Here is a 22,741-nt window from a genome sequence, read left to right on the forward strand (position 1 = left end):
TTAAATAGTTATATTTGAGGAATGGATTTTAAAATCAGCTCACAGTACCAACCCACCGGCGACCAGCCCACTGCCATAAAAGAATTAGTGAACGGCATAATGGCCGGCGAAAATTACCAGACTTTGCTGGGCGTAACGGGTTCGGGAAAAACCTTTACGGTGGCCAACGTAATTGAGCAAACCCAAAAGCCCACGCTTATTTTAAGCCACAATAAAACCCTTGCCGCGCAGTTGTACGGCGAGTTTAAGCAGTTTTTTCCGGATAACGCGGTAAACTACTTTGTGTCTTATTACGATTATTACCAGCCCGAGGCTTTTTTGCCCACTACCAATACTTACATAGAGAAAGACCTGCAGATTAACGATGAGATAGAAAAATTGCGTTTGCGCACTACCTCTGCCCTCATGAGCGGCCGGCGCGATGTGATTGTGGTTTCGTCCATTTCCTGCATTTACGGTATGGGTAACCCCGAAGATTTTTCTAATTCGGTTTTCCGCTTTGGGGTAGGCACGCGCATCAGTCGCAACGCTTTTTTGCACCGTTTGGTCGAGATTTTATACGCCCGCACTACCGCAGATTTTAAGCGCGGAACTTTTAGAGTAAAGGGCGATACGGTAGATATTTATCCGGCTTATTTGGATTTGGCCTACCGCATTTCTTTTTTTGGTGATGATATCGAAGAGATTTCGGCCATTGACCCCGCCAGTGGCAAAACGCTGGAGAAAATGGATCAGGTTGCGATTTTCCCGGCAAACCTTTTTGTGACGCCAAGGGATAGATTTACCAGTGTTTTGCACCAAATTGGCGAAGATATGGTTGACCGTAAAGCGCAGCTAGAGCGTGATGGGCGATATCTGGAAGCCAAACGCCTGGAAGAACGTACCAATTATGATTTAGAAATGATGCGCGAGCTGGGCTATTGTTCGGGTATCGAAAACTATTCGCGTTACTTTGACAACCGCAAACCTGGCGCAAGGCCTTTCTGCTTGTTGGATTATTTTCCGGATGATTACCTGATGGTGATTGATGAAAGCCACGTGACCGTTCCGCAGATACGTGCAATGTACGGTGGCGACCGTTCGCGCAAGCTTTCTTTAGTTGAATACGGCTTCCGCCTACCGGCTGCTTTAGATAACCGCCCGCTTAATTTTACCGAATTTGAAAGTTTAGCGCCACAAACCATCTACGTAAGTGCAACCCCTGGCGATTATGAGCTGGAGAAAACCGAAGGCGTTTTTGTGGAGCAGGTGATTCGCCCAACAGGGCTTTTAGATCCGCTGATTGAGGTGAGGCCGGTGGGCAACCAAGTAGATGATTTGCTGGATGAGATAGATAAAACCATTCAAATGGGCGACCGCGTTTTGGTGACTACCTTAACCAAGCGCATGGCAGAGGAATTGGCGAAATATATGGACCGCTTGAATATTAAGGCGCGTTATATCCACTCGGAAATTAAGACCTTAGAGCGTGTAGAAATTTTACGCGGTTTGCGCTTGGGCGAATTTGATGTACTGATAGGCATTAACCTATTGCGCGAGGGTTTGGACTTGCCCGAAGTTTCCTTGGTAGCCATTTTAGATGCCGATAAAGAGGGCTTTTTACGCTCCGAACGTTCTTTGATACAAACCATTGGCCGCGCTGCGCGTAACGACCGTGGCCGGGTAATTATGTATGCCGATACCATTACGGACTCTATGCAACAAACGATTGATGAAACAGAGCGCCGGCGCGAGAAGCAGATTAAGTACAATGAAGAGCATGGCATTGTGCCTAAAACAGTAGGCAAATCTAAAGAAGCTATTATTGAGCAAACTTCTGTTATGGATTTTAAAGGTGGCGTGCAGCAAATTTATACCGAAGAAGATGCCGAGGTTACTTTGGCCGCCGATCCAATTGTAGCTTATATGACCAAAGCAGATATGAAAAAGTCTTTGGAGAAAACAAAAAAAGAGATGCAAACCGCTGCCAAGGAGCTCAACTTTTTGTTGGCTGCCAAACTGCGCGACGAGATGTATGCGCTAGAAAAAATGATGGTAGAAAAGTTTGGCGCGTAACATTACGCTATAATTATAGTCGGACTTTAAGAAAAAATTATATTTGTAACGATGGGATTTTTGAAGTTTTTAATCATCAGCATTTGCGTGCTTTATCTGTTGCGTGCACTCGCGCGTATTTTTCTGCCTTTTTTATTCAAGAAGGTGGTTAGCAACATGCAGGAGAAGATGAACAACCAACAAGCTGCTTACGAGAAATATCATAACCAAAACCAAAAACCAGAAGGTACCGTTTCCGTAGATTACGTTCCGCCGGTAAAACCACAGAAAAAACCGAGTTTAGATAATGCCGGTGAATTTGTGGATTACGAGGAGGTGAAGTAAGAAAGTTCATTAGTTCAAGATTCATTGGTCATTAGTAAAAGGCAGAAAAAGGGAAAGGTAAAAAGTCAAAATATCGGCAGTTTTGATGCCTGATACTTGCTACGCTAAGCGGAATCCATAGGGAAAAGTAAAGGTGTGTGATTTTTAAGTCGAATTTCTCGGTTTATCTTAAAATCATTACTTTTGAAATCATCTGATGATATGATGAATTTTAGAAAATGATCAAAAAGAAATCTTTGGCCGAAGAAGTTGCGGAAGCCTTGAGGAAAGATATCATAAAGGGGAAATATCTGCTGGACGAGAAGTTGCCGATAGAACCCGAGCTTATGAAACGCTTCGGCGTTGGCAGGTCTAGCATCCGCGAAGCCATTAAGTTACTCTCTAATGCCGGTTTTTTACGCGTACAACAGGGTTTAGGAACTTTTGTAAACTGCGTGAACGCGCAAGATGGCGCTTTAGATGAACGTCTAAAACGCGCCAATATTGAAGAACTGCAAGAAGTTAGGCAACTTTTGGAGATGAAAATTGCCGAGAAAGCTGCGCTGAACCGCTCCGAAGTGGACATTGCCAAGCTACGCCAATATTTAGATCAACGCATTTCTTATGCCGAAGCCAACGACATCTTAAATTGTATAGAAGCCGACATTAACTTCCACACGGCATTGGCGGAAGCATCTCGAAACGAATTGCTGACAGATTTATACCAAACATCATCTAAACATGTGAAAAATTGGTTCATCAGCATCTATACAGAAACTACCGATTTTCAGATATCGCATCCCCTGCACGAGAAGCTTCTGCAACATATCATTAAGCAAGAAGCAGAAAAGGCTTTTGAAACCGTAAAAAGAATTATCAGGCACCAGTATTAAAGAGAGATGTTCGATTGTGAAACGTCGGAACCATATATAACAAAGCAATGCAAACAACAGACAGGCCATTACAAAAAAACGCTTCGGCAACCGTTTATTCGGTTTTATTTACCATCAGCATCGCGCATTTGCTAAACGATATGATGCAGTCGGTAATACCGGCAATTTACCCCATGATTAAAACCAATTTCAACCTTTCATTTACGCAAATTGGTTTAATCACTTTCTGCTTTCAGCTTAGCGCTTCTATTTTACAGCCTTTTGTGGGTTTATATACCGATAAAACACCCCGTCCGTTTTCGTTAGCCACAGGTATGATGTTTACTTTGGGCGGTTTGTTGTCACTTTCTTGGGCTTCAAATTTTTGGTGGCTTCTGTTTTCCGTGTGCTTAATTGGTATGGGTTCGTCCATATTCCATCCCGAATCCTCACGCGTGGCACATATGGCATCCGGAGGTAAAAAAGGCTTGGCACAATCCATATTTCAAGTGGGCGGTAATGCCGGCAGCGCCATCGGACCATTATTAGCCGCTTTAATTGTAGTTCCATACGGCCAATTCTACATCATTTGGTTTGCTTTAGCGGCCGTAATTGCCATTATTTTGCTTATCCAAATTGGTAAATGGTACAAAAACCATCTGTATTTAAAGCAGCAAAGGCCGGCCAAAGCTATTGATCTGGAAAAACCTGCCTTACCCCGAAAAACGGTAATTAGCTCTATTGTAATTTTACTGGTGCTGATATTCTCCAAGTACTTTTACATGACCAGCATCACCAGCTATTTTACCTTTTTCTTAATCGATAAATTCCACGTATCGGTACAGGCGTCGCAAATACATTTATTCGCATTCTTAGCGGCCGTTGCTGCCGGCACCATGATTGGTGGCCCTTTGGGCGATAGGTTTGGCCGTAAATACATCATCTGGATTTCTATTTTAGGTGTAGCCCCATTTACTTTAATGTTGCCTTATGCGAGCCTGTTTTGGACGGGTGTATTGTCTGTTATAATCGGTTTTATACTTTCTTCTGCCTTTTCGGCGATATTGGTTTACGCCACAGATTTAATTCCCGGAAAAGTTGGGATGATTGCCGGTTTATTCTTCGGTTTTGCCTTCGGGATGGGCGGCATTGGTTCGGCATTGCTGGGCTGGCTTGCGGACCATACCAGCATAGCCTATGTTTTTAAAATTTGCGCGTTTTTACCGCTAATCGGTATCATCACTGGCTTTTTGCCCAATATTGAGCATCATCGCGCAAGCGAATAAAAATTTTGGTGATTGATTGTTGGAGTACAGGACTGAGGTTTGGGTTATTTCTCGATAAATTCCCTTACTTCGGTCTCTGCTTGTTTAATAAGTGCCAATACATCTTTACCGGCAGGTTCAATGGGTTGCAGTACCGTAAACTTTAAGGGAATAAAAGCATGAAGCCAAACCGAACCGTTTTTAACCACTTTCCAAGAGTTTTCAATAGCAATAGGAACAATAAGCGCATCAGGCGCTTTCTTCAGCAACACCGAAATTCCGCCTATTTGAAATTCTTTCATCACTCCGTTTTTGGAGCGGGTACCTTCAGGGAAAATCACTGCGGACCAGATATTCTTTTGCATACGCTCGCCCAACTTCATAATTTCGCCTAAAGATTGTTTTTTATCCTTACGGTCGATGTTGGCACCGCCGCCATATTTAAGGTTAAAAGAAATGGAAGGGATGTTTTTGGTCAGCTCAATTTTGGAGATAAACTTTGCGTGATATTTGCGCAAAAACCAGATCAAAGGCGGAATATCGTACATGCTTTGGTGGTTGGCCGCAAAAATTATTGGCCGGTTTGTTGGCAAGTTATGATGGTTCACAAACTTTACCGTATTGCCCAAAATATAGTAAGCGCTGGTGAGGAAAAAGTTGAGCCAATCTACCGATGTTTTGTGTGCTTTATAACCGCCAATCTTTAAGCTGAGCCACTGTATAGGCTGAAATACAATTAGGATGATAAAGAAAGCCAAATGGTGTAGCGGGCTTAAAAGGAAGCCGAAAAATCTGCTCATAACTGCAAATATAAAATCAAAAACCTTCTCTCATTAATTTAACGCGCAATATCCCGGCAACGGTTAATGAGTCGGTGATTTCTCCATTTACCACCATTTGGTATACCTCTTCAAAAGGCATTTTTTTTACTTCCAACTGCTCGGTTTCTTCTGGCTGTGGGGCAAACTGCTCAAACCCCGAAGCCAAGTAAAGCACACCTAACTCGTCGCTCACAGAATTTGAAAGGTGCATCCGTAAAACCTCTTTCCACTTTTGGGCAACTAAACCCGTTTCTTCCAAAAGCTCGCGCTTTGCAGCATCAAGCGGTTCTTCAGTTAAGGGACCGCCGCCTTCTGGCAACTCCCAAGAGTAAGCTTTTAACGGATAGCGGTATTGGCCTACCAAATAAATTTGGTCATCCGTATCTATCGCGATGATGCCGATGGCTAAATTTTTAAAGTGAACTTCGCCGTAAATGCCGCTTCCGCCAGATGGATTGATGACTTGGTGCTCTGTAAGCCTAATCCAAGGGTTGTCATAAATTTGCTTACTGCCTAAAGTTTGCCAAGGGTTGCTATCGTGCATGATGAAATTTAGCGCTTCTTCTTTTTACCGGAATTTGGGACTGTTTTTGCTTCGGATTTTCTGCGGATTTCATCACGCACCATTTTGGTGTGCCTGATTTTATAATACACGCTTAAACCGAAAGCAGCGGCGCATAAAAGCGGGATAAAATAATAATTACCGGCTTTGTAACCGTAAAAACCGATGATTACCGAGCCGATAATTAAAAAATTTAGTACGATACTGAACAGAAAATGCTTAAACATTAGTAAACCTGCATATCATTATCATACTCTGCCGCCCAAGCCAAAATGCCGCCTTTTAAGTTATATAAATTGGTGTAACCTAAATTTTGCTCCAGTTGTGCGCAAGCATTAGCGCTTCTGGCTCCGCTGCGGCACTGCATCACCACCGGCACGTCTTTACGGATTTTATCGGCTTCGATAACTACACCTGCTAAAGGAATATTTTCTCCTTCTATGTTAGACATTTCGTATTCAAAAGGCTCGCGGACATCAATTAATTGAAAGTCTTTGCCTTCATCTTTCCATTGTTTAAGTTCTTCTACGCTTATTTCTTTCATGATTTTACTGTGTTATTGAAATTCAAATTTAGAAAAATAAAGTTTGACAAGGAGGCAATTGCTATTGATAATAAGATGGAGATAAAATCTGATTCGGGCAGCTTTGAATCTGTCTTGTTTAGCCAAGCTTGTTAAGCGATAAAAACATCACCCCGGGATTGTTTTTTACTAAACCAATTAGCGCCTTTTCACGGTTAAGCTATTGTCAATCATATGCGCATTGTACTGTTGTATAAATGCTTTTAGGTAACGTTCCATTTTGGCAACCAGCAAGGGTTCTTGTTTCAACAGGTTGTTTTTTAGAAGTATATCTTCCCGGTAATTGTAAAGTTTAATTGCTTTGCCATCTCGCGAAAGCATTACATAATCGCCCACCATAATTTGGTAATCCCCGTCAATGGTGTTAATTACAAAATGTTCTTTGGGGTTCAGCATATCGTTCCCAAAAGCAAAATAAGGTTTTGGGTAATGCAGATAATTCATAATGGTAGGGAAAATATCAATTTGTTGCACTGGCGCATCTATCTGTCCCTTTAATTCTCCAGAGGGGTCAAAAATAATAATCGGCACGGCATAGGCACCTATCGAGGTTTTGTATTCATCGTGCCAGGCCACGGTAGAATGATCTGCCGTAAGCACAAAAATTGTGTTTTTGTACCAGGGCATTTTAGACGCTGTTTGAAAAAATTTGCGCAAAGCCATATCGCTGTAACCGATATTTTGGTGTATGGGCAAAGTCCCTTTCGGGAATTTCCCCTCGTATTTCTCTGGGACTTTAAACGGATGGTGCGATGAAAGCGTGAACACGTTGCTAAAGAACGGTTGCGGGAAAGTATTCATTTTATTGGCCCAAAATTGTAAAAATGGCTCGTCCCAAATGCCCCAAATGCCGTCAAAATCCGCATCGTTATTATACTCTGTTTTGCCATAGTAATGTTTAATGCCTGCCATGTTTATAAATGAACTAAACCCCATAGAACCGTTGGGTGCACCGTGGAAGAACGAAGTGTGATAACCTTCTTTGCCCAACAAACCGCCCAAGCTGTTAATACGGTTGCCCGAGTAATAGCCTAAAACAAAAGGTTCATTAATTCCGGGGATGCTGGCAATAACAGATGGTAAGCCTTCTATAGATTTACGGCCGTTGGCATAAGCGTTATTGAATGATAGCGAAACAGATTTTAAGGAATCAAGAAAGGGCGCGTAGCCTTTATATTTGCCGCCTTCTAGAGTAGGGTTAAAAGCACCAATGTATTCTCGGCTAAAACTCTCCAGCACTAAAACAACAACGTTCTTTTTGTTAAATGCTTGGCTGGTGTCGGGCAGTTTAACAGGATTGTAAATGCTGTCTAAAGTAGCCTGATTAAAATAATCCCGTTTTTTTAGCGGTTTAGTGCTGATTGTTCTGATTACTGAAAAAGGAGTATTAATAACGATGTTGATTTGCGCCGGATCTTTAACAAACTCGCCCGCATTGCTTACGGTAATTGGGCGCGTGCTGTGTCTAAAACCTCCGCGCAGGCCTGCTACACAAAACCAGGCCAAAAGCAGCATTATCCCCACAGAACTGCTGTAATACAAAATTTTTGATGGGATGTTGGGTTTTTGGGTTTTTATGCGCTTATAAAGCCAAACCATCAGCGCAAGCATAGCTATGTATAGCAGGGTGATATACCAATAATCTATGAAAATGAATTTGATGAACAAACTCCCTAAGTTTTCCTCATTAGAGAACTGCGCAAAAGCCGAAAAAGTGGTTCTTTTTAAAGTGAAAGGATAGTATACGATGTCGCCGGCGTTAGCGGCCAAACCTATTGCGTTGGTGACAAAGAATACCCATTTGAAAGTTTTTTGATAATTGCGACTGTAAACAAAGGGGAAAGGCAAAATTTGACTGAGGATGAACAGCAGATTGAGGTATAAAATTGCACTTAAATCAAACTTTAGGCCGCCCAAAAATATGCGCACAAGCTCTTCAAAATGCAATCCGGGGAAGTTGCTTAGGTTAAACAGCAAAAATAAAGCACGGGAAATGGTATAAAGAAGAAAAATGATGAGCAACCTAAGCATCAGAGCGATGTAGACGTTGCCTTTAAGATATTTTAACATTTGCGCTTAGGGAATTACGCGACAAAGTTAAGATAAAAATGGAATTACATTTTTTTAGCCGCCCTGATTTAAACTGCCGATTTTTTTAGATGTAAGGCAATTTTGCTGGCCAACTCGTCGGGTTTAAAGGGTTTAAGCTGGAAATCTGTCATGCCCGAGCGGTTAATATCATCAATGCTATCTTCCAGTACCGAGGCGGTTAACGCAATAATAGGAAGTTCTTTGAAGTAAACATCGTCTTTTTCGCGCAGTTTAAGCGTGGTTTCATAGCCGTTTAAATCCGGCATATGCACGTCCATCAGCACCAAATCAAAAGATTTATCTTCCAATAAAGCTAAGGCATCGGCGCCACTGTTGCAGGCAACCACGGTTAAACCAAATTTAGAAAGTACGCGTTGCGCTAATAAGGTATTGATTTCATTATCATCAACAACAAGGATTTTTGCGTTAAGCGTAATAGAAGGTGCAGTTTCTGGCATATCAATAGGGCCTTCGAATTTATTGAATTTTAGCGTAAAATAAAATTCGGTGCCCACATCAGGCTCGCTATTTACTTGGATGTTGCCTCCAAACAGCTCAATTAATTTTTTGGTAATAGATAAACCTAGGCCAGAACCCCCGTATTTTCTGGACGTATTGCTTTCTGCCTGCGTAAATGGTTCAAAAATAGCTTTCTGCTTCTCTTTAGCTATCCCAATTCCGGTATCGGCCACAGCAAACTTTAAAACAACCTTATTGTCTTTTTCTGGTTGTTGGTTAACGCTAACTTTAATAAATCCTTCTGGCGTAAATTTGATGGCATTGTTAATCAGGTTCACCAAAATTTGGTATAAACGGGTTTTATCGCCCCGCACCAGCTGTGGAATAGCAGCATCTACATGGTGCTCCAGCTTAATCGGCTTGCCGTCAATTTTAAAGCGCATAGAGTTTACAATATCTTGCAACAATGCACGCACATCTAAACGCTTATTTTCCAATGTCATTTTGCCTACCTCAATTTTGTTAAAGTCGAGGATGTCATTAATGAGATTTAAAAGATTGTCTGCAGAAAATTTCAGCAGGTTAATAGATTCTTCTTGGGTAGGTAGTTTTTCTTCTTGGTGCAGGATGTTCGCAAGCCCGATTACTGCATTTAAAGGTGTGCGTATTTCGTGGCTCATGATAGAAACAAAAGCTTCTTTTGCTTGGCTCAGTTTCAGGGTTTCCTCGCGCGAAGCCAACATTTGCAGTTCTGTTTCTTTGCGTTGCGTAATGTCATTGATAATTTCTACCTGTGCGCGTTCGCCAGTGGCTTCATTATAAATTGGGGTATTGTCAACAGAAACCCACAGTTCTTTTCCGTCTTTGCGGTAAACCTTGTGTTCCAGGTTGAAAGGTTCATAACGGGCTGCTTTCTCGCGTGCAATTTGCAAAAGCTCGAAATCGGTTTCTTCGCCTTTTATAAAATCTATAAGTTTATGGCCTATAACTTCCTCGTTTTTAAAACCAAAAATTTTTTCCAAGGCTTCATTAATCCAAGTAACTTTGCCGTTCTCATCACAAATAGATACCCCTGCGTTGGTTTTACTCGCAACCAAAGATAAAAGCTCCAAACGCTTTTCAGATTCCTTGCGTTTGGTAATATCTAAAAGAATGGAAACTACGCTGTCCAACTTTCCTTCGTCATCTAAAACCACAGAATGGTGTAGAGACAGCCAAACTTTTTCGCCGCTTTTTTTGTAAGCCAGCAACTCTACCGATGCGAAATGTTTATTGCGGAGTTCTTCTCTGCTTTGCTCTATGTCGTCTATGCTGGTCTCAGGGCCGGCTAAAATATCACTTAAACGTTTATTGGCAACATCATCTGAGGTGTAGCCGGTAATTTTGGTGAAAGCGTGGTTTACCCACACAGCTTCTAGTTTGTGGTTGCTAATTACTATGCCGTTGTTAATTTTGCCGGCAATGGTAGAAAGCTGGTTTAGGCTTTTGTTGTTCTGGCGCTCTTGGGTAATATCTCTGCCAATTACAAACCAGCGCCTTTCTTTTGTTAAAACCTTCCAGCTAATCCACTTCGGGTCGCCGTTATTGCTGCTAACCCGGGTGTCTACATCAAAACTTTTTTTGCCATTTTTTAAACATGAAGTAGCCAGGGCTAGCACGCGTTTCATGTCTTCGGCATCTACAAACTTTGCAACGTTTAAGCCCTTGCATTCTTGCGGCGTAACTCCGAAAATAAGTTCTGCCGCATCGTTAATTTTTTGGATTCGCAACGCATCGTCCAAAATGCAAACTACACTGGTAGTAGCATTAAAAAAGGTCCTGCTGTCTTCAGCGCTTTGGTCCACCTGCCTGCGCTCTATCTTAAATTTACGTAGATCTAAAAGGTTTAACGCTTGTTTAGCTAAAATGCCGAAACTCCTTATCTGATCTGTATTTAGCGTTTTGCTTTGAGTATCTAAAACACAAAGTGTTCCTAACACAAGGCCATCTGCGGCTATAAGCGGAAAACCCGCATAAAAATTGAGGTTTTGCTGCAGTGCTTTTTCCACGCCTTTAACCTGCGGATGGTGGTCCAGGTTGCTGATTTGGACAAACGTTTCTTCGCTAACCGTGTTATAGCAGATACTATGCGCTAACAGATCTTGATTGGCAGGATAGTTTTTGGTGTATCTGATATTTTGCCATCCGTCATCAATGATTGAAAGGTAGGCAGCGCTACAGCCGGTTATGAAACAGGCTAAGGTTAAAATATCATCAAATTCTTCGTTAGAAGACGGTTCATATAATCCAAAACCATCCATAACTTGGCTAGGATGATTTTGGGTCATATGATGTTCTTCGAAGAAGTTCAAGTCGGTTTATTTATATAAAGGGAATTTTCCCATTAGTTCGTTCACTTGTTTACGTGTGCTAGCTAAGAAAGTTTCATCTTTGTGATTAACAATCACAGAATCAATTAATTCTACAATTTGTTCCATTTCTTTTTCTTTTAAACCACGCGTGGTTATTGCCGCAGTACCTAATCTGATACCAGAAGTTACAAAAGGCGATTTTTTATCAAACGGAACCATGTTTTTGTTAACGGTGATGTCGGCTTTTCCTAAAGCTTCTTCGGCCAATTTACCGCTAATATCTTTATTAGTCAAATCAATAAGCATCAAGTGGTTGTCGGTGCCACCAGAGATGATTTTGTAGCCCTTTGCCACCAACGCATTGGCCATTGCAGCTGCGTTCTTCTTCACCTGCTCAATGTAGGTTTTGTACTCGTCGCTTAAAGCTTCGCCAAAAGCAATTGCTTTAGCGGCAATAATGTGCTCTAACGGGCCTCCTTGAGTGCCAGGGAATACTGCGCCGTCTAAAATAGCCGACATCATTTTTGTTTCGCCTTTAGGCGTTTTTAAGCCCCATGGGTTTTCAAAATCTTTACCCATCATAATTAAACCGCCGCGCGGCCCTCTAAGTGTCTTGTGTGTGGTGGTAGTTACAATGTGGCAGTGCGGCAGCGGGTTTTTAAGCAAACCTTTAGCAATTAAGCCCGATGGATGCGAAATATCTGCCAATACCAAGGCGCCAATCTTATCGGCAACAGCGCGGATAAATTCGTAATCCCACTCGCGCGAGTAAGCCGAAGCACCACAGATAATTACTTTAGGTTTCTCGCGTAAAGCAACTTCTTCTAGCTGTTTGTAATTAATTAAGCCGGTTTCTTCTTCTACACCGTAAAAAAAAGGTTGGTATAATTTCCCAGAAAAGTTAACCGGAGAGCCGTGGGTTAAGTGGCCACCGTGTGATAAATCAAACCCTAAAATTTTGTCGCCAGCATTTGCAATAGCTAATAAAACGGCAGCGTTTGCTTGTGCGCCAGAGTGTGGTTGCACATTTGCCCATGCAGCACCAAATAATTCTTTTGCTCTTTCAATTGCGATGTTTTCAATGTCATCAACCACTTCGCAACCGCCGTAATATCTTTTTCCGGGTAAACCCTCGGCATATTTATTGGTTAAAACAGAACCCGCTGCCTCCATAACTTGCTTGCTCACGAAATTTTCTGAGGCAATTAGCTCGATACCGTTTTCTTGTCTTTCTTGTTCCTTTTGGATGAGATCAAAAATTAATTTGTCTTTTTTCATGTATTTATGAGATTATTTGATAATATTACAGCCTGATTCTGTGTATTTGTGCTATTACCCAGAATTTTAAGGGCCTAAATTAGTTATTTTTTATCGCAAAATTTGAAGAAAAACTTACATGGATAGTATTAAGTTCGTCATTATTGGCGCAGGTAATATTGGTAAAAAATATGTTGCCTTGTTAGATGGTTTTAGAGATGCCGAGTTGATTGCTGCGGTGGATGTTGACTTCTCTAAACATAAGACCATCAGTAAATTAATTCCGTTTTTTACTTCCGTTGATGATTTTTTAAAGGCAAATATCCCAGCGGATGTGGTTTGCGTTTGCAGCCCTAACGGATTGCATCCTGAGCATACCATAGCGTGTTTACAAGCCGGTTACCATGTAGTTTGCGAAAAGCCTGTTGCCTTAAAGCGAACCGACGTTTTACAGATGGTTGAGGCCGAGAAAGCATCTGGTAAAAAGGTTTTTGCGGTGATGCAGAACCGTTATAGCCCCGTTGCTGTTTGGTTAAAGAAACTGATGGAAGACAGGATGTTAGGCGACATCCGTTTATTGCAAATTAACTGTTTTTGGAACCGCAATGAAAAATATTATGCTGATGCGCCTTGGCGTGCAACTAAAGATTTGGGCGGGGGACCATTGTATTCGCAATTTAGCCACTTTATAGATCTGTTAATCTGGCTATGCGGAAAACCCGAGCAAGTTAACAGCGATTTATTTACCCTTAACCCAGCTGTAAAAACCGAATTTAACGACAGCGGTTTAATACGCTTTAACCTGCCAAACGGCGGTATCGGAGTTTTTAACTTTACTACCGCCAGCTATCAAACTAATTTAGAAAGCAGTTTAACTATCATCGGCTCGGAAGGAAACGTTAAGGTCGGGGGGCAATACATGGAAAAACTGGAGTCCGTAAATCTAAAAGATAGCTTTGAAATACCGGTTTTCAATCAGGTAACGCAGGCTAATAACTATCATTACTATCAGGGTTCTGCAGATAAACACGATGTTTTTTTAGCCCGAGTAATAGATTGCATCCAAAACGGCAAAAATCCCGAAATAGGTTTGGAAGATGAGCTAAACGTAATCGGTTTTATTGAACAGGCACTTCTTTCTCCTGCAACCAAAAATTATTATAACCCAGGCCAATCTGTATTTTAACCAGCTCTTGTTGTAAAAGCTCCAGCATCGCTAAAAAATTGTACACAAACTGTACGCGGTCTTTAGAAATGGCGAGCATGGCTTTAAAGTCGAGCTTTTTGTTGATTTCCAGTAAGTTAGTGATTTTTGATTTTTGTTCCTCAATAGTATAAGGATATTGCTCTACGGTGTGTTTAACTTCCTTCGCTCTAATCTCATACTGCCCCATTATCTTATGATAGGTTTTCAATAACTTATATAAATCAAAGGAAGTTAAATCTTCGCTGTGCTCTACATTGGCTAAAAGTTGCGTTACATCTTCTGCAATATTCCCACGTTTTAAGCGGTAAAAACGTTCATCTTCTAAAGCTTTAAATGTTTCAGAAGCTTCCTTAAAACGCTTATATTCCAGAAGGCGGTTTACCAAATCTTGCTTAGGATCAATTTCTTCACCGGCCTCATTAAGCTCTGGACGCGGTAAAAGCATTTTTGCCTTGATGCGCATCAAGGTGGCCGCAACAAAAATAAATTCGCTGGCCAATTCGATATTTAAAGCGTTTAAGCGGTGCAGGTAATTGAGAAAGTCATCTGTAATTTGCGCTATCGGAATGTTGTAAATATCCAGTTCATCGCGTTCGATAAAAAACAGCAGCAAGTCAAAAGGCCCTTCAAAAATGGGGAGTTTAATCGCAAAATCTTCTGGCTGTTCGGTTGTCATTGGTTTAGCGCTTGCTTATCTCATCTAAACTTAAAGAAACCAATTTTTTAGTTTTTAGCCAAGTTACTGCGGCCACAACCAAAGTCATGCTGCCACCAAAAACAATAGCTGGCACGGTACGCATCAATTTAGCGGTAAGGCCAGATTCGAATTGGCCAATCTCATTAGACGAGCCGATAAACATCGAATTAACCGCCGAAACTCGGCCACGCATATCATCGGGCGTAAGAAGTTGCAGAATAGTGGATCGGATAATTACGCTAACGCTGTCAAAAGCTCCTTCCAAAAATAAGAAGAAGAGGGTGACATAAAAATTAGTGGACAGCCCGTAACAGATGATGGAAATTCCAAATCCGGAAACGGCAAACAGCAAATTGCGCCAAGGTTTTCCCATGGGCGAAAAGCGTGTCATCAATAACATGGTGAGTACTGCGCCAACCGCCGGCGCGGCTCTTAAAATACCAAATTCCGTAGCACCAACGTGCAACACTTCTTTAGCAATTACCGGAATTAAAGCTACGGCACCTCCAAAAAAAACGGAAAACAAATCTAAGCTGAGCGCACCCAACAGCATTTTGGTTTTAAAAACAAAACGCAAGCCTTCTGATAAGCTTTGCCAGATACTTGTGGTTCGCACGTAAGTTGCAGGTCTGCTTTTAATGCGGAAACTGGCAACAAGCGCTATTGAAAGGCAAATTAAAATAAATATGAAGGTATTGTGGATGCCTGCAAAGCCGTAAAGCAAGCCCCCAATTGCCGGACCTGCGATAGATGCGGTTTGCCAGGCAGAGCTGTTCCAGGTGGATGAATTTCCGTAATGCTCGCGCGGGATCATCATCGCCATTAGCGAAAAGGAAGTGGGCGCGTAAAACCCGCGGGCTATTCCATTTACAAAAATCATCAAATAGATGATGTTGATGAGCGACGATTGGCCCACACTGTTGGTTACCGCGGGCAAAGTGGCCACGAACATCACCGTTGACGAAAACAAAATGAGCGCGACAACTTTGTTTAACAAGGTTTTTTTGTTGGATTTATCTGCAACATAACCGCCGTAAAGCGCAATGCCTATGGCAGGGATGGCTTCTGCCAGCCCTACTAAACCTAAAGAAAAAGGATCGCGCGTGAGGTTGTAAATGTACCAGCCAATAACTACGCCCTGCACCTGATAGCCGATGGTTAAAAAAAAGCGCATGAACAAGAACGAACGGAATTCGGGGTAACGTAACGCGATGTAAGGATCGGGTTTTGTGGGTGTAAAAGCTTCGCTCAAAATTTAATGATAGGAGGGCACAAAAAACGGAATTTATCGGTTAGTGTGCAAGCAAAATAGGTTTAAGTTTTTGGGTATGAGAACAAAAAACCCCGAAATCCTCGGGGTTATATTTAAAATATGGCTTTAGCAATTTCGTAGGTCTGCTCTGGCTTGCCCATAGTATAAAAATGCAATACCGGAACCCCAAACTCCACCAATTCTTTACATTGTTGAATCATAAACTCGGTGCCCACCTTTTTAACTTCTTTTTGGTTTTTGCAGGCATGCACGGCCTCGCTCAGCTCTTCGGGCAAATCAATATGGAAGCTTTTAGGCAAAGCCACCAATTGTCCCATGGCGCTAATTGGTTTTAAGCCGGGGATAATTGGCACATCGATACCGTTCTCTCTACATTTGTTTACAAAATCGAAATATTTTTGGTTATCAAAAAACATTTGGGTCACAATAAATTCGGCACCTAAATCGACTTTCTTTTTCAGATAACTGAAATCTGTTTTCAGGTTTGGCGATTCAAAATGTTTTTCGGGATACCCGGCCACACCGATACAAAAATCACTGTTATGCTCTGATGATACATCCTCATGCAAAAACTTTCCCGAGTTATGGTCTTTAATGTGCTGCACCAAGTCTGTTGCGTAGCAATGCCCGCCCGGCGTTGGCACAAAAGAGGCATCTGTACGGCGTGCATCGCCACGGAGCGCCAAAACATTATCGATACCCAAAAACTGTAAATCTATTAAAGCGTTTTCTGTTTCTTCTTTGGTAAAACCGCCGCAAAGCAGGTGAGGCACGGCATCAACCTTGTATTTATTCATAATTGCGGCGCAAATAGCGATGGTACCCGGACGTTTGCGGTACGATACTTTTTCTAAAAGACCGTTTTCTTTTTCTTTATAGATGTAGTCTTCACGAGACGAGGTTACATCAATAAACGGAGGTTTAAACTCCATCAAAGGATCTATGGCATCGTAAATTCCTTGTATGCTTTGGCCTTTTATCGGCGGCAACAGCTCAAAAGAGAAAAGCGTTTTCCCTTTTGCGTTTTTTATATGGTCGGTGATTTTCATTTTAGTTTGTTCGGTGTTAGGTGTCCGATTGTCAGTTGTTTAGTTTGTTGGCAACTTAGTTTTTAAGAAGCGAATGTAGCCGTTAATAAGTTTGCCCAAATTCTCAAGTTGTAACAATAAGTTGTCGGTTTCGGATTCTTTAATGAGTTTCAAATCAAAGGCAATAAACAGTTGGGTTTCTAACTCAAATAATGAACCTTTAGCGATATTTAAAAATTGTAGTGTTTCTTTTCTAATAATGGTAAATTGTTTGATCAATAAACGATTTATTTAGACGGCACTAATCGTGGTCAAATCTAATAAAATTGTGCGCCCTTACATCTAACCGCCTAACCCCTGACCAACTAGTACCCTAAGTTCGGGCTCATCCATCGCTCCGTAGTTTCTACGTCCATGTTTTTGCGCTGGGCATAATCTTCAATTTGATCTTTGTTGATTTTGCCTAAGCCAAAGTAGCGCGACTCTGGGTTGGCAAAGTAAAAGCCGCTTACTGCTGCGGTCGGGTACATGGCAAAACTTTCTGTAATTTTTAAACCGATTTCTTCTTCTGCATTCAGCAACTGCCAAAGGGTAGCTTTTTCGGTATGGTCCGGGCAAGCGGGGTAACCCGGTGCCGGACGTATGCCTTGGTATTTTTCTTTGATCAGTTCATCATTGCTCAAGGTTTCTTCACCGGCATAGCCCCAATATTCTTTACGCACCATCTCGTGCAGTTTTTCTGCAAAAGCTTCAGCTAAACGGTCGGCTAGGGCTTTGGTCATGATGCTGTTGTAATCATCAAAAGATTTTTGGAATTCGGCTACCAATTCATCTGTACCTATGCCGGCAGTAACCGCAAACGCGCCAAAATAGTCTTGTATACCACTTTCTTTAGGAGCGATAAAATCCGAAAGGGCATAATAAACTTCTCCTGCCGGTTTTTCTGCCTGTTGGCGAAGGGTGTGTATTATGACCTGGGATTTGAGATTTGAGATTTGAGACTCATTGATCGCCCGCTGTTGAACGCTGAGTGCCGAGTTCTCAACGTCTAACAGGATATCATCTCCTACAGAGTTTGCTGGCCAAAAGCCAAATACGGCGCTGGCTTTCAGTAGCTTTTCATCAACAATGCGTTTCAGCAATACCTGGGCATCGTTAAACAGTTTCTTAGCTTCGGTTCCAACAAACTCGTCTTCAAAAATGCGCGGGTACGATCCGCGGAGTTCCCACGTATGGAAAAACGGCGTCCAGTCGATGTATGGAAGCAGTTCCTCTAACGGATAATCCTCAATTACTTTGGTTCCAAAAAACTGAGGTTTTACCGGTTTAAGGTTCTCTAAATTTATCTGATATTTGTTTGCGCGCGCTTCTGCAATGGGTAAAAAGTTTTTAGCAACCTTCTTTTTGTTATAGTTGTCGCGCGTTTTTTCGTACTCTTCTTTAAAGTTTTTAATGTATGCTTCTTTAGTGTCTTTCGCTAAAAGCTGACTGCAAACGCCCACACTTCTGGATGCGTCTAAAACGTGAATTACCGACCCGCTATAATGTGGATCTACTTTAACAGCAGTGTGAATCCTAGAAGTGGTTGCGCCGCCAATTAGCAAAGGAATGGTAAAACCTTCGCGTTCCATTTCTTTGGCAAAATGTACCATTTCATCTAAAGAAGGCGTTATTAAACCGCTTAGGCCAATAATGTCAACATTGTGTTTGCGCGCTTCTTCCACAATCCGGTTGGGCGGAACCATCACACCCAAATCTATCACCTCAAAATTGTTGCAGGCCAAAACCACGCTCACAATATTTTTGCCGATGTCGTGCACGTCGCCTTTTACTGTAGCCATCAATATTTTTCCGGCACTGCTGCTGCCTTCAATTTTTCCGGCTTCAATATAAGGCATCAAAATAGCTACGGCCTTTTTCATTACACGGGCAGATTTTACAACCTGCGGTAAAAACATTTTTCCGGCACCAAATAAATCGCCCACCACATTCATCCCGTCCATTAAAGGGCCTTCAATAACTTCTATCGGTTGCGGATATAGCAGTCGCGCTTCTTCTACATCGGTATCTATATAATCTACGATACCTTTAACCAAAGCGTGCGAAAGCCGTTCTTGCACCGTTCCGCGACGCCATTCCTCATCTTTAACCTGTACTTTACCCTTGTTTTTTACGGTTTCAGCGTAATCCACCAAAATCTCGGTAGCATCCGGCCTACGGTTTAGCAATACGTCTTCAACTTTCTCAAGCAGTTCTTTTGGGATTTCCTCGTAAACTTCCAACATTCCGGCGTTTACAATTCCCATATCCAAACCAGCTTTAATGGCGTGGTAAAGAAAAGCCGAGTGCATAGCCTCGCGCACGGTATTATTACCCCTAAAAGAGAAAGAAATGTTTGATACCCCGCCGCTCACTTTCGCGTGTGGCAAGTTGTCTTTAATCCATTTTGTGGCGGCAATAAAATCAACGGCGTAGTTATTATGCTCTTCTAATCCCGTGGCAACGGTTAAAATATTTGGGTCAAAAATGATGTCTTGTGGCGGGAACTGCACCTCGTTTACCAAAATATCGTAAGAACGTTTGCAAATTTCTTTCCGGCGTTCTAAATTATCGGCCTGGCCTTTCTCATCAAAAGCCATCACCACGGTAGCCGCCCCGTACTGTTTAATTTTGCGGGCGTAAGCTTTAAAATTTTCTTCGCCTTCTTTTAAAGATATGGAGTTTACAATGCCTTTACCCTGCATACAGCGCAAACCCGCTTCAATTACAGACCATTTAGAGGAGTCGACCATGATGGGTAGTTTGGCAATATCCGGCTCTGATGCGATGAGGTTCAAAAATTTGGTCATCGCAGCCTCAGAATCCAACATTCCTTCGTCCATGTTTACGTCTATCACCTGCGCGCCGCCCTCTACTTGCTGGCGGGCAATGGAAAGGGCAGCATCAAAATCGCCACTTAATATAAGCTTGGCAAATTTAGGAGAGCCGGTAACGTTGGTACGCTCGCCCACGTTTACAAACATGGTATCGGGCTTTATGATGAAGGCTTCTAAGCCAGATAAACGCATGTGAGGTTCCACCTGCGGCACTTTCCTTGGCGGATATTTGGCGGCGATGGCAGCCATAGCGCCAATATGTTCTGGGGTTGTACCGCAACAGCCACCAATGATATTTACAAAGCCCGAGGCGATAAAATCTTCTACCAGACCAGCCGTTTGCGATGCGGTTTCGTCATACTCGCCAAATTCATTCGGTAAACCCGCGTTAGGATAAGCAGACACAAACATATCTGCCTTTTCGGATAGCTCGGCGATATGCGGACGCATTTCTTTGGCGCCTAAAGCACAGTTAAGACCTATGGACAGTAAATCGCCGTGGCGCATGGAATTTAAAAATGCTTCCACGGTTTGGCCGGATAGGGTACGTCCGGAAGCATCTGTGATGGTGCCGGAGATCATGATGGGAAGTGTCACCCTTGGCTCTTCTTTGGATGATAATGATGCTTGGCTTTGTGGATATACTGATGAAGAAAGTAGCTTTGGTAACTCCTCTCCGTTCTTCAATTTTTCGTTCAGCTCCTGCTCGTAACGTTTAATGGCAAAAATGGCAACCTTGGCGTTCAGCGTGTCAAAAATGGTTTCTACCAATAATAAATCGGCACCACCGTCAACCAATCCGCGGATTTGCTCATAATACGCTTCCTCTAAACCCTCAAACGTAATGGCGCGGAAACCGGGGTCGTTTACATCTGGCGACATGGAAAGCGTGCGGTTGGTAGGGCCAATGGCGCCGGCTACAAAACGCGGTTTTTCCGGGTTTTTAGCGGTAAACTCTTCTGCTACTTCTTTGGCTATGCGTGCACCTTCGTAGCTCAGTTCGTACGAAAGCTCTTCCATCTCATAATCGGCCATGGAAATTCTTTGCGTGCTAAAGGTGTTGGTTTCGATAATATCGGCTCCAGCAGCTAAATATTCGGCATGGACAGCTTTGATTACCTCCGGACGGGTGATGTTTAGCAAATCGTTATTGCCCTTTACGTCAACAGGATGGTTTTTAAACCGTTCTCCACGAAAATCCTCCTCGCTTAATTTATAGCGCTGTATCATGGTGCCCATTGCACCGTCTATCACTAAAATCCTTTTTTCCAGTTCTTTTCTGATGTCCATTTTTTTAAGATATGAGATGTGAGATAGGAAACACTAGACGTTTAAACGTGCTACATAAAAGTGTATATCTTTCCCGCATCTGTTTGTAAATTCGAAACGAAAAGTATTGATTTGTGCGCTCACTAGGCCTCAAATCTCCTGTCTATCATCTCAAATCTGTTACTGTTTGCTCTAGAAAAAGTCGGGGTAGGGTGTTTAATGCAGACTTTGACTTATCTTTTCCAGCATACTGCCGGATAGAATGTAGCACCTTGTTTGCGAACAGGTTGCTAAGACTTCGCTGGGTCTAATCCCTCCATCTTTCTCTATAAGCGCTGCAAAAGTCATCATATTTTTAATCAAAAGCAAATGTTAAGCACCTTGGCTCACACGTCTACAGGCCTTATTTAGAATTATTTTAAATAATTTTTGAAAGTTTACATTTCGCTTATATCTTTGCCGTATAAAGATTTAGTCTAAATAAGCAGATGACATTTAGAAAAATAAACAACTGGTTGCACCTCTGGCTCGGCTTAATTTCGGGGATTATCGTGCTGATTGTATGCGTAACTGGCTGTATCTGGGTTTTTAACGATGAAATTACCGCCTTGTTAAACCCGAAAACACGGATTGAGAAGCAGGATAAGCAAGTGTTGATGCCGTCGCAATTAGGTGCTATCGCACAAAAACAATATCCAGGTCAAAAACTGTCATACGTTACTTACCAACAAGGGCGTACAGCGCATATTGCCGTAGGCGCAAGAAGGGGCGGATCAAGTTTGGAAGTTAATCCGTACACCGGCGAGGTGGTGAGTACGAAAGATGTTAAAAAGGGCGATTTTGATTTCTTCCGCTTTATTTTAAACGGGCACCGTTTTTTATGGATGCCTTATAGTATAGGCAGGCCCATTGTTAATTACGGAACCCTGGTTTTTGTGGTAATGTTAATTACTGGGTTAATTTGGTGGTATCCTAAAAAATGGAACAAAAAAACGAGAGAGAAGAGCTTCAAGATTAAATGGAACGGTTCTTTTAAACGGGTTAACCTGGATTTGCATAACGTATTGGGTTTTTACTCTTTGCTGTTTTGTTTAGCCATTGCGCTTACCGGGATGGTTTACGGCATTCAGTGGTATAGCAAAGGTTTGTACTGGGTAACTTCTGGGGGGCAGTCTTTAGGAGAATACGGCAATTTACGGTCCGATTCTTTGCAAGCCAACAAACATTATACTCCAGAGCAGGCTATTGATAAGGCCTTTATGCTTGCGATGAAAGAGAACCCAAGCTCGGAAGGTTTTTATTACACCTTTCCGGATACATCAGATGCAAAATCAACCATTTACATTTCAGTTTACCCAAGTGCGGGGCAGTTTTACAATAGCCAGATTTACCAGTTTGATCAGCATACTTTAGAACGCCTAAAAGGCGATAGCCCAGTTTACGATATTTCTTACCAAGAAGCAGGTTTTGGCTCCAAGTTGCGTAAAATGAATTACGATATCCACGTAGGCAGCATTTTAGGGTTTCCGGGCAAAGTATTGGCCTTTTTGGTAACCTTAATTGGGGCATCTTTGCCCGTAACCGGTTTTATTATTTGGTGGAACAGAAAATTTGGCAAAAAGAAAACAGCTAAAAAAAGGAATGATGACTATTTGGGCAATGGAAACCGCATCCAAATTAAAGAAGTGAAAAAATTTGTACCGAAAAAAGCGGAGAAGAAAACAGCAGAAGAAGTGCCGGTACTGATGCAAACCTCAACTAACATATCATAA

General features: G+C 42.2%; 18 protein-coding genes and 1 riboswitch. Of the genes, 6 read left to right on the forward strand and 12 right to left on the reverse strand.

The genetic code is table 11. From position 1 onward, the window contains the following. Window positions 1-21: 21 nt before the first annotated feature. From uvrB to BCY91_RS07080, 4 genes are all read left to right on the forward strand, one after another. Window positions 22-2,055 (forward strand): excinuclease ABC subunit UvrB, encoded by a 2,034-nt coding sequence (gene uvrB / locus BCY91_RS07065; RefSeq protein ID WP_120181261.1) that lies wholly within the window; start codon window positions 22-24, stop codon window positions 2,053-2,055. 51 nt (window positions 2,056-2,106) lie between these two features. Continuing rightward, on the forward strand, window positions 2,107-2,379 hold the full coding sequence (locus BCY91_RS07070; protein ID WP_120181262.1) for a DUF4834 family protein: 273 nt from the start codon (window positions 2,107-2,109) through the stop codon (window positions 2,377-2,379). A gap of 218 nt (window positions 2,380-2,597) precedes the next feature. Then, window positions 2,598-3,251 (forward strand): FadR/GntR family transcriptional regulator, encoded by a 654-nt coding sequence (locus tag BCY91_RS07075; protein ID WP_120181263.1) that lies wholly within the window; start codon window positions 2,598-2,600, stop codon window positions 3,249-3,251. A gap of 47 nt (window positions 3,252-3,298) precedes the next feature. After that, on the forward strand, window positions 3,299-4,516 hold the full coding sequence (locus BCY91_RS07080; protein ID WP_120181264.1) for an MFS transporter: 1,218 nt from the start codon (window positions 3,299-3,301) through the stop codon (window positions 4,514-4,516). Window positions 4,517-4,560: 44 nt separating this feature from the next. Here the strand turns inward: BCY91_RS07080 and BCY91_RS07085 are convergent, their stop codons facing one another. The 7 genes from BCY91_RS07085 to glyA form a co-directional block, all read right to left on the reverse strand. After that, window positions 4,561-5,295, reverse strand: coding sequence for a lysophospholipid acyltransferase family protein (locus BCY91_RS07085; protein WP_120181265.1), 735 nt, complete (start codon window positions 5,293-5,295; stop codon window positions 4,561-4,563). Between the two features lie 16 nt (window positions 5,296-5,311). Next, window positions 5,312-5,860, reverse strand: coding sequence for an NUDIX domain-containing protein (locus tag BCY91_RS07090; RefSeq protein WP_120181266.1), 549 nt, complete (start codon window positions 5,858-5,860; stop codon window positions 5,312-5,314). 8 nt (window positions 5,861-5,868) lie between these two features. Then, window positions 5,869-6,105: a DUF6358 family protein gene (locus BCY91_RS07095; RefSeq protein WP_120181267.1), complete on the reverse strand. Its 237-nt coding sequence runs from the start codon at window positions 6,103-6,105 to the stop codon at window positions 5,869-5,871. After that, the gene (locus BCY91_RS07100; RefSeq protein ID WP_120181268.1) at window positions 6,105-6,422 is read right to left on the reverse strand and encodes a rhodanese-like domain-containing protein; all 318 of its coding nucleotides are present in this window, start codon (window positions 6,420-6,422) and stop codon (window positions 6,105-6,107) included. The genes BCY91_RS07095 and BCY91_RS07100 overlap by 1 nt, the downstream gene beginning before the upstream one ends. A gap of 177 nt (window positions 6,423-6,599) precedes the next feature. Further along, the gene (locus tag BCY91_RS07105; RefSeq protein WP_120181269.1) at window positions 6,600-8,531 is read right to left on the reverse strand and encodes an LTA synthase family protein; all 1,932 of its coding nucleotides are present in this window, start codon (window positions 8,529-8,531) and stop codon (window positions 6,600-6,602) included. Window positions 8,532-8,599: 68 nt separating this feature from the next. Then, a complete protein-coding gene (locus tag BCY91_RS07110; RefSeq protein WP_182995327.1) occupies window positions 8,600-11,311 on the reverse strand; it encodes a PAS domain S-box protein in 2,712 nt (903 codons plus the stop codon). Between the two features lie 57 nt (window positions 11,312-11,368). Next, window positions 11,369-12,640 carry a serine hydroxymethyltransferase gene (glyA, locus tag BCY91_RS07115; RefSeq protein WP_120181271.1) on the reverse strand — a complete coding sequence of 424 codons (1,272 nt, stop codon included), beginning with the start codon at window positions 12,638-12,640 and terminating at the stop codon, window positions 11,369-11,371. 118 nt (window positions 12,641-12,758) lie between these two features. Between glyA and BCY91_RS07120 the strand changes: the two genes are divergently transcribed. After that, window positions 12,759-13,805 carry a Gfo/Idh/MocA family protein gene (locus BCY91_RS07120; RefSeq protein WP_120181272.1) on the forward strand — a complete coding sequence of 349 codons (1,047 nt, stop codon included), beginning with the start codon at window positions 12,759-12,761 and terminating at the stop codon, window positions 13,803-13,805. Here the strand turns inward: BCY91_RS07120 and BCY91_RS07125 are convergent. The 5 genes from BCY91_RS07125 to metH all read right to left on the reverse strand — a co-directional run bounded on the left by BCY91_RS07125 (window position 13,738) and on the right by metH (window position 20,990). Then, window positions 13,738-14,502 carry a segregation and condensation protein A gene (locus BCY91_RS07125; RefSeq protein ID WP_120181273.1) on the reverse strand — a complete coding sequence of 255 codons (765 nt, stop codon included), beginning with the start codon at window positions 14,500-14,502 and terminating at the stop codon, window positions 13,738-13,740. The genes BCY91_RS07120 and BCY91_RS07125 overlap by 68 nt on opposite strands. Window positions 14,503-14,506: 4 nt before the next feature. Beyond that, window positions 14,507-15,775 carry an MFS transporter gene (locus BCY91_RS07130; protein ID WP_245989022.1) on the reverse strand — a complete coding sequence of 423 codons (1,269 nt, stop codon included), beginning with the start codon at window positions 15,773-15,775 and terminating at the stop codon, window positions 14,507-14,509. Window positions 15,776-15,888: 113 nt separating this feature from the next. Further along, on the reverse strand, window positions 15,889-16,845 hold the full coding sequence (metF, locus tag BCY91_RS07135) for a methylenetetrahydrofolate reductase [NAD(P)H] (RefSeq protein ID WP_120181275.1): 957 nt from the start codon (window positions 16,843-16,845) through the stop codon (window positions 15,889-15,891). 39 nt (window positions 16,846-16,884) lie between these two features. Beyond that, window positions 16,885-17,103: a four helix bundle protein gene (locus BCY91_RS07140; RefSeq protein WP_182995328.1), complete on the reverse strand. Its 219-nt coding sequence runs from the start codon at window positions 17,101-17,103 to the stop codon at window positions 16,885-16,887. 86 nt (window positions 17,104-17,189) lie between these two features. Next, complete coding sequence (gene metH / locus BCY91_RS07145; protein ID WP_120181277.1) at window positions 17,190-20,990, reverse strand: methionine synthase; 3,801 nt, start codon at window positions 20,988-20,990, stop codon at window positions 17,190-17,192. A gap of 209 nt (window positions 20,991-21,199) precedes the next feature. Beyond that, window positions 21,200-21,304, reverse strand: a riboswitch (SAM riboswitch). 153 nt (window positions 21,305-21,457) lie between these two features. On the opposite strand from metH, the gene BCY91_RS07150 reads away from it, so the two are divergent. Next, on the forward strand, window positions 21,458-22,741 hold the full coding sequence (locus BCY91_RS07150) for a PepSY-associated TM helix domain-containing protein (RefSeq protein WP_120181278.1): 1,284 nt from the start codon (window positions 21,458-21,460) through the stop codon (window positions 22,739-22,741).

The organism is Pelobium manganitolerans (genome assembly GCF_003609575.1).
In the GTDB taxonomy this organism is placed as follows: domain Bacteria; phylum Bacteroidota; class Bacteroidia; order Sphingobacteriales; family Sphingobacteriaceae; genus Pseudopedobacter; species Pseudopedobacter manganitolerans.